8 protein-coding genes and 4 tRNA genes are annotated in these 8,504 nt (G+C 37.2%); all 12 read right to left on the bottom strand.

Annotated elements, in window-relative coordinates; genetic code table 11:
• Positions 1–203 (bottom strand): GTP-binding protein (locus H4J75_RS16870; RefSeq protein ID WP_259364653.1); only part of this gene is annotated, 203 nt, incomplete at its 3' end.
• Between the two features lie 67 nt (positions 204–270).
• Positions 271–346 (bottom strand) — tRNA-Thr (locus H4J75_RS16865).
• Positions 347–359: 13 nt separating this feature from the next.
• A tRNA-Gly gene (locus H4J75_RS16860) sits at positions 360–433 on the bottom strand.
• A 24-nt stretch (positions 434–457) separates the two neighbouring features.
• Positions 458–542: transfer RNA gene (locus H4J75_RS16855), tRNA-Tyr, on the bottom strand.
• Positions 543–567: 25 nt separating this feature from the next.
• A tRNA-Thr gene (locus H4J75_RS16850) sits at positions 568–643 on the bottom strand.
• Positions 644–795: 152 nt separating this feature from the next.
• Complete coding sequence (locus tag H4J75_RS16845) at positions 796–1,512, bottom strand: type III pantothenate kinase (protein WP_182216812.1); 717 nt, start codon at positions 1,510–1,512, stop codon at positions 796–798.
• Positions 1,509–2,519 carry a bifunctional biotin--[acetyl-CoA-carboxylase] ligase/biotin operon repressor BirA gene (gene birA, locus H4J75_RS16840; RefSeq protein ID WP_182222758.1) on the bottom strand — a complete coding sequence of 337 codons (1,011 nt, stop codon included), beginning with the start codon at positions 2,517–2,519 and terminating at the stop codon, positions 1,509–1,511. Before birA ends, H4J75_RS16845 begins: the two co-directional genes overlap by 4 nt.
• Positions 2,520–2,521: 2 nt before the next feature.
• Positions 2,522–3,547, bottom strand: a complete 1,026-nt coding sequence (gene murB / locus H4J75_RS16835; RefSeq protein WP_182222757.1) for a UDP-N-acetylmuramate dehydrogenase — start codon at positions 3,545–3,547, stop codon at positions 2,522–2,524.
• A gap of 354 nt (positions 3,548–3,901) precedes the next feature.
• Complete coding sequence (locus H4J75_RS20285) at positions 3,902–4,030, bottom strand: hypothetical protein (protein WP_259369268.1); 129 nt, start codon at positions 4,028–4,030, stop codon at positions 3,902–3,904.
• A 225-nt stretch (positions 4,031–4,255) separates the two neighbouring features.
• Positions 4,256–6,421, bottom strand: coding sequence for a polysaccharide biosynthesis tyrosine autokinase (locus tag H4J75_RS16830; RefSeq protein ID WP_182216806.1), 2,166 nt, complete (start codon positions 6,419–6,421; stop codon positions 4,256–4,258).
• Between the two features lie 110 nt (positions 6,422–6,531).
• Complete coding sequence (locus tag H4J75_RS16825; RefSeq protein WP_182216804.1) at positions 6,532–7,047, bottom strand: polysaccharide biosynthesis/export family protein; 516 nt, start codon at positions 7,045–7,047, stop codon at positions 6,532–6,534.
• 15 nt (positions 7,048–7,062) lie between these two features.
• A complete protein-coding gene (locus tag H4J75_RS16820; RefSeq protein ID WP_182216802.1) occupies positions 7,063–8,256 on the bottom strand; it encodes an outer membrane beta-barrel protein in 1,194 nt (397 codons plus the stop codon).
• Positions 8,257–8,504: the final 248 nt, after the last annotated feature.

The following is an 8,504-nucleotide window of genomic DNA, read 5'->3' as shown; positions in this document are numbered from 1 at the left end:
ATGTGAGAAGTATTGATTGTAATACCACGCTCACGCTCTTCAGGAGCATTATCGATTTGTGCGAAATCTTTAACTTCACCACCGTGTACTTTAGTTAATACTGCAGAGATAGCAGCTGTTAAAGTAGTTTTACCGTGATCAACGTGTCCGATAGTACCAACGTTTACATGCGGTTTTAAACGTTCAAATTTTGCTTTAGCCATTATGTAATGCCTCTGAGATAAATTAACAAAAATAAAATAAATTTAGTGAGATAGAAATCTTAAGGAATGGTGCTGATAGGCAGATTCGAACTGCCGACCTCACCCTTACCAAGGGTGCGCTCTACCAACTGAGCCATATCAGCAATCACTTAAAGATGGAGCGGACGGCGAGAATCGAACTCGCAGCTTTAGCTTGGAAGGCTAAGGTATTACCACTATACGACGTCCGCTTTTCTATCTTCATTATTGCAAAGTGGTGGAGGGAGGTGGATTCGAACCACCGAAGGCTGAGCCGTCAGATTTACAATCTGATCCCTTTGGCCACTCGGGAACCCCTCCAATACTTTTACAACAATTTTATTAATGGTGCCGACTGCCGGAGTCGAACTGGCGACCTACTGATTACAAGTCAGTTGCTCTACCAACTGAGCTAAGTCGGCACTACATTAAGTGGTGCGAATTCTAGTGGAATGTTTTCTCCCTTGCAAGCGTAAAAACAAAAAAAAACCATGTTTTTAACCATTTGATGTTTTTTTAATCGCCTAACGTTAAATGTTGCCACAAACTGGCGATATAATTTGCCATAAGCGAATTAGAATCGTTGCATGCCGATAAAGACTAGCTCATCAATAATGTAATGTTGCCTGTTTAATAAAGCCGCTATTTTTTTAGCGTTACCGCCAGTAAGTAATACTTTATCTAATGAGACTTGTTTATTAGCTTGCTTGATACCTTGTTCAATAAAACCAAGTGTTGCTGCCCAGCAAGCATTATTGACACCGTCAGAGGTACTTTTACCAAAAGAAATGTTGGCCTGATGTTCTTGAGTTGCCAGCACTTTTGTAGTATTTGATAAAAGACTATTAAATAATATATCAATACCTGGCAAAATCCACCCACCTAAATGTATGCCCTGACTATCGAGTAAGTCTATGGTTGTCGCTGTTCCCGCGTCAATAATAAGGACATTCTCATCTGGGTACAAAATATTAGCCGCCAGTAACGTCAACCATCGATCAATACCTAACGTTGTCGGTTGTTGATAGCTTGAAGTAACGCCAAAGCATTTGCTTTCACTGTTTACTATGTGCAGTTCAATATTATGCTGCTGAGCATAGGCTATAAAGACCTCTATAATATAAGCTTCGCTAACACTCGCAACGACGATAGATACCACTGATTCAGTGATACTTGATAGCCACTTTTCATTAATGGTTTCATTTCTTTCACTTTGAATTATTGATAATTCACCTTGCTGCTCAAAAGTGTATTTGGTGCGAGTATTGCCAATATCAACTAATAACCTCATGTGTCAGCCCTCAAGCTAACTTCACCACCATAAATAGGACTAATTTGGCCATCAACTTCTAACAATAAAGCTCCTTGGTTATTAATGCCTCGACAAATACCTTTCTTTTCACGCGTGCCGGTGATTAACCTTATCGGTTTATTGATATAATAATCTTGTTTGGCCCACTCATTGGCCATAGACAACAACCCTTCATGTTGATGCTGCTGAAGCCTTAATGAGAGTTTAGAAATTAACGTTGCAGCTAAAACATTTCGGTCAATCGTATTAACCGCGTTATTTTCATGCTCGGTGGTACTTTGAATCATAGCTGTTTGCAAATCTGTCCAAGGTTGATCGACTTGTTCTGCACTTTTTTGGGGCATATTAATATTTAAACCAATACCAATAACACAGTGACACGGTTCAAGAGCTTGCCCATCCAAATCAATAAGGATACCAGCCAGCTTAACCCCGCCAAAATAAATGTCATTGGGCCACTTTAACTGCACATCAATTTGATAAAGTTCTTTTACTGCATCGCTAACCGCTAGAGCCGACACGACACTTAATCCCATAGCTGCCGCCATACCTTGTTCTAAATACCAATACATCGACATATATATATGTGAACCAAAGGGTGAGATCCACTTACGACCGCGTCGACCCCGCCCTGCATCTTGATATTCAGCTAAACAGACTTGCAAATTATGATTTTGATTGGGTAAACGACGCAATAAATAACTATTGGTTGAGTCAATAATATTATGCACTTCGACTTTGTTTTTCTGACCCAATGCGCTTAACTTGTATTGAATTTCTTTTTCATCTAATAGTGTTAACGGTTCAGATAATTTATAGCCTTTGCCGGTAACACTATAAATATCAAGCCCCATTTCAATTAGCGAGGCGATATGATTAGATATTGCTGCGCGACTCACCCCTAGCTGCTCACCTAACCATTGCCCAGAAACAAATTGTCCATCGGCTAAATATTGTATTAATTGCTCTCGTATTGCTTTGGCCATGATCAGTTTATAGCTCCTAAGGTAACTTCGCCCTGCTCACCGAGCATTCTTACTTCTGGTTGCAGCATAATGGCAAATAATGCTAATACGGTTTGCTGTACATGTAGGGCTAAATTTTTGATATCTGCCCCGCAGGCCGAATCAATATTGGTTAGCACTAGCGCTTGCTTATTATGCACAGCTGCACCGTTGAGTTGATAACCTTTAAGCCCTGCTCTTTCAATTAACCAACCTGCTGCTAGCTTAACAGTGCCATTATCTTGTTGATAAGCCGCAATTTCTGGATGGTTACTTTTTAATAATAAAAACTGCTCAGCGCTAACCACAGGGTTTTTAAAGAAGCTGCCAGCGTTTGGGATAACCTTGGGATCAGGTAACTTAGCATTTCGTATGGCAATCACGGTATCCATAATAACCCTAGCATGACTATTTTTGGGCAAGGTGTTTAATCCTTGGTAATTCAGCTTAGGCTGCCAGTTTTTTGGAAAACGTAAAGTAATATCTGTGATGATACCTTTATTTTTTAAAGCATTTTTAAAAATACTATCGCGATAGTCAAATTGACATTGTGCCTGAGTTAACTGCTGTGATTTATTTTTAGCAAAATCAAACCAAGTTACACTTTCAATAAAACCAGCAATTTCAACGCCATAAGCACCAATATTTTGTACTGGAGCAGCGCCAACACTGCCAGGAATAAGTGCTAAGTTTTCTAGACCGTTAATGCCTTTATCAATACAAAAGCATACCAAGTCGTGCCAATTTTCACCGCAAGCGGCATTGACCTGATAATATTCTTCTGTTTCATTAACATGAATCCCTAAAAACTCAGGCTTAATAATTACCGGTGTAACACCCTCGACAAAAAGCGTATTACTGCCCGCGCCTAAAATATAAAAAGGTTCGCTAGTCACCGCTGCTAATAATTGCAGATCTTGTTCACTATTTGGATAATAAATAATGGGTGTCGTTGCATAGACTGCAAAACTGTTATTTTTTTGTAGGGAAAATTGTTGGCGTGATTTCATATTATAAGCAGAAGTACTTGCTGGTAAAAACTTACTCTTATTCTACCGCAGTTTTCAATAAGCGGAAGAGGTTAATATTGAGAAAAAGATTAACCTTGTTTGCGTACGTGTTTTTTAACTATGTAAAATGGCTTAAGCGTTCGTTGTGATAGATAGAAGAACACTAACCTTGCTTGCGTACCGGTAATTTAACAATGTTTTTTAACCTTGTTTACGTACCGGTAGTTTAACAATATTATTAGCGCGTTCGTTGTAATACTTGTTTTGGTATTTATCAGTATCAATGCTTTGGCTGTGGTTGATTATGATGCCTTCGAATATTGGCTGCATTGACTATTGATAGATAGAAGAACATTAACCTTGTTTACGTACCGGTAATTTAACAATGTTATTGGCTCGTTCGTTGTAATACTTGTTTTGGTATTTATCAGTATCAATGCTTTGGCTGTGGTTGTTTATGATGCCTTCGAATATTGGCTGCATTGACTACTGACTATTGATAGAAGAACATTAACCTTGTTTGCGTACTGGTAATTTAACAATGTTATTGGCTCGTTCGTTGTAATACTTATTTTGGTATTTATCAGTATCAATGCTTTGGCTGTGGTTGATTATGATGCCTTCAAATATTGGCTGCATTGACTATCGACTATTGATAAAAAGAAGAACACTAACCTTGCTTGCGTACCGGTAATTTAACAATGTTTATTAACCTTGTTTGCGTACCGGTAGTTTAACAATGTTATTAGCACGTTCGTTGTAATACTTGTTTTGGTATTTATCAGCATCAATGCTTTGGCTATGGTTGATTATGATGCCCTCGATGGGTGCATTGACTTGCTTTAGCATACGTAAACCTGTGGTAATTTGCTCTCGTTTCGTTTTTTCACCATGAACAACATATAAAACCGTTTCAACTAATTTAGAAATAATAGCCGCATCACTCACAGCATTTACCGGTGGTGTCTCAATAATAATTCGGTCATAAAAATTACCAAAAACTTTAATGAGCATATTAAGGCGCTTCATTGATAAAAAAACTAGCGGATTAGCCGGAGAAATACCCGAGGTTAAAATATCTAACTTTAAGTTTTTATCGCGGATAATACATTCATTAATTTGATGTGTTTTCGCTAATAAATTTGATAATCCTGGGCGATGTGGACTTAAATTCATATTTTTTGCTACGGTCGGATGTCGCATATCCGCTTCAATGAGCAAAACCTTTTCCATTTCACTAAACGAGCGGGCTAAATGTAGTGCTATAGTCGACTTCCCTTCATTTGGCACCGAGGATGTTATCGCAATCACTTTAGCTGGCTTACTTTCGCCATTAAACAATAAAGAGGTTCTTAACGTGCGCACCGCTTCGGTAAAGCGATTATCTGTGTAATAGGGATCACTCTTTTTTTCAGCACTTGGCGCTTGAAACTTTGGTAAAATAGCGAGAACAGGTGCTTCGGTAAAGCTATCAAGTTTTCGACGTGAATTTAACGTATCCATTGATATCTCACGCATAATGATAATTATGGCAATAATCGCAAACGATAGCATAAAACTCATAATCACTATGAGGGCTTTTTTCGGGGCGAATCTATCCGTGGGTATAATCGCTTTATCAATAAAACGCACGTAAAAGTTTGCTTTATAATTACCCATAGCGTCAGTCTCTTTTAAACGGACTAAATAGTTATTATAAAGTTCTTTATTGGTATCAACTTCGCGTTGCAATTGTGAAAATTTATTTTGTAAACGGCTCAAGCGTAAGTAATCTACTTTCGCAATTGCCAAACGATTATTCGTTGCTTTAACTTTTTCAGAAGAGTTTAGGTAATCTTTTTCAATAGATATTACAATTTCATCAACGAGCTGTACGATGCCTTTTTGTAATGACTCTAGCTCTGCTTGTACCGCTATACGTTTGGGGTGCTTGGGCCCGTAACGCTTGGAAAGCTCAAATATCTTACGTGCTGCTTTTTCATCGGCACGCCTTAATTGTACAAGATCACTTTGCTGACTGATTTCCTGAAGTTCCAGAAGTTGCGCGGTATTTTTTCGACGCTTTTGCATACTTTGGTAAGTTACTTCTAAATCATCTTTGATTTTTTCAGCTCGTATTGCTGAAGAAGTTAACTCGGTTAACTCAGAGCTAACTAGGCCAGCAATCCCTAAAATATCAACAATACCTTCCGCTTCACGGTATTCTTGTAGTGCTTGCTCTGATGTTTCAAGCTTTTTCTCTAACTCTTCAAGTTGGTCAACAAGCCACTGCGACGTTGACTCCTTTGACGCGCTATGGATTTCATCTTGGTATTGAAGATAAGTGAGACCGATTTGATTAGCGACTTTTTGTGCTAATTGAGGTGAGTGAGCAGCAAAACTTATTTTAACAAGTTCGGTGCTCGCTATCGGAGCGATAGTTAAACGACTTTCAAAGATTGAGATTAAGCTACTGACCGTTGGTCTACTAGTCCGCTTTCCTATGTCAGCGAAGAAGCTTATTTTGTCATTGTATTTACCACTATTAAATTCCTGATGTTCAACCAAATTTAAACTAATAATAACGCGCTCAGCAAATTTTCGAGACTTTAATAATTCGTACTGGGTTTTAACTTGCTCTTTACTGGCGCTAGATTCATTAAAGGCGTCATTAATCGATAAAGTATTAGCGGGTTTATTACTGCCTATTTGTAAAATAGCCGTGGCTTTAAAGGAAGGCTTGAGCAACGAAACATAAAAAGAAACCATCAGTGAAACGAGTAAAGTAAAGAAAACAATCTGCCAACGTCGAGACCAAAGCGGTCTTAAGACCTCTTTTAAATCTATCTCTTGGTTTGGGGCATTAAAATTTACGCTTTGATTATCGTTTAACATTACTGCTCATTATTATTTGCAAAACCACATATAAATACGGCTAATAAAATCTGTCGAAAATCCTTTTTTCAGTTTTTATAATTATTTTTATTTTTATTTTTATTTTTATTTTAGAAAAAACTTTGTTCTATTTTTATAATATCATCAGGGTGGATCTCAGTAGCAATATTCCCCTCCAACGTCACTTTAACACCTTTGACTAGTCGTGTGATTTTCCAATCAGAAGTCGACGCTCTATTAGATAATCCTCCAGCGATTGCAATGGCTTTATCTAAGGTCAAATAATCTTGATAAGGGTAACCTCCTGGTCGTGTAACTTGTCCGTGGATAAAAAACGGCCGATAAATAGACACAGAAACAGAGACTTGTGGGTCAACAATATAATCTCCTAGTAAGCCTTTTCTTATCGTGGTTTCAAGTTTCTTAGTTGATAAACCTATTACTTGTATATCAGCTAAAAACGGAAAAGATATAAAACCCGATTTATCAATTTTCACATCAGTTGTTAAATCGTCTTCACCGTAAACAACAATATGTATTTTATCGCCAGGGCCCAGTAAATAATCACTTGCCTCACAAAAAAAGCTGCAGAACACTAAAATTAGTGACAAAACATAGTAACGCATATTTTTTATCCAATACTAAATATTAACATTAAAGCCTAACGATAAGCTATTGCCCTGGTTGTTTAGCCTATCATCACTTGCTGTTAGTTCTTTAAAAGTAAAACCTGCAAATACAGTCAGCCAATCATTACGTTGATAATTCAACCTAACCTCTGAGTATAAATAATCTTCATTAATCGTTTGCTCAAGGTAAACGACCTTTTCTTGTCTATACCCAACAACCGCAGATGTCTGAAAATAATCAGTCAGTTGATGAGTAAGTTGTAAATTAGTACTGTCAACAACTCGATAGCTATCGACAATTCTGTTGGTTGTTTCATAATTTCGTTGGGTGTTTATATTCATTTGCATAAAATTCGTTGGCTGCCAATTAATATCAACTCGCCATTTAAAGCGAGTATCGCTGGCAAATAATGTTTCTTCAAAAGTTAATCTTTGATAACCAATTAATGCTTGCAGTTGAGTTATAGCCGTCGATTGCCACTTCATACCGACTAATACCGCATATATGTCTTTATTTAACGGGCTATTATTTTGAAAGTTTGATTGGGTATAAGCTAAATCTGCAGCGAAATATGTCTTTCCTGACAGTAAATAATCAAAACTAGCCGCAACACTTTGATCAACACGGTCAAGTGCCTTATTTTCGGCTCGTCTTGTTTTATAGCGAAAGTCTTCTTGACCGATTGAAAGTTTTAATTTCGCCACTGAATCAATTTGGCCATATAAGTAACCTATATTAGCGGCAAGCGATTTTTTATCATCTCCGCTTGTTTTTGATTCTGCATTGCCTAAAGATAGGCCAGTACCGCGATATTCATAACTTTCCTGTAACTTAATATCTGCAAACAGTGTTTTGTTATGATCAAGCTTAAAGAAATAGCTTGGCTTAAATAATAAATTATTATGATCGTCTTCACTAAAGTGACTAAATTGGTAATGACTGACCTTTGTCGCTAATTGTATTAAATGTCGTGATAACTGTGTTTGAATAAAGACGGACGGTTCAATTTTTATGTAGCCGGTACTTTCTTCATCACTTCCTTGATTAAGAAAGTTACTTATTTGACCATATTCAGATAACAGCGTTGCTGTAAATTGATCACCACTTTCTAGCGCGAAGTCAGTTTCTGCTTTGAGTGCAAAAGAAGTCAGCAAAGTCATTGCAAAAGCAATGAGAAGAATGACTAAAAGTCTAAATATGACCATTGAAAAGTATAAACCTTACAAACAAATAATGAGCGCGGCACACAATATGCCCTAAAAGTAACGAATATGAAACATTACTGTTACATAAGTGCACGATTATTGTATATAAATGCTTTTATATTTACTTTGTTGCATAAATAAACAAACTCAAATATTTAAAGCCCACCTTAAAAACAAAAAAGCCGCTTTTAAAAGCGGCATTTATTTTCATAAATAAACGTTGAATTGATAACAGCGAGACCTATTCA

This window comes from Colwellia sp. BRX10-1 (assembly GCF_014077545.1).
In the GTDB taxonomy this organism is placed as follows: Bacteria; Pseudomonadota; Gammaproteobacteria; order Enterobacterales; family Alteromonadaceae; genus Colwellia_A.
Note: the sequence above shows the minus strand (reverse complement) of the source record. Positions and strands in the feature narration are given on the sequence as shown.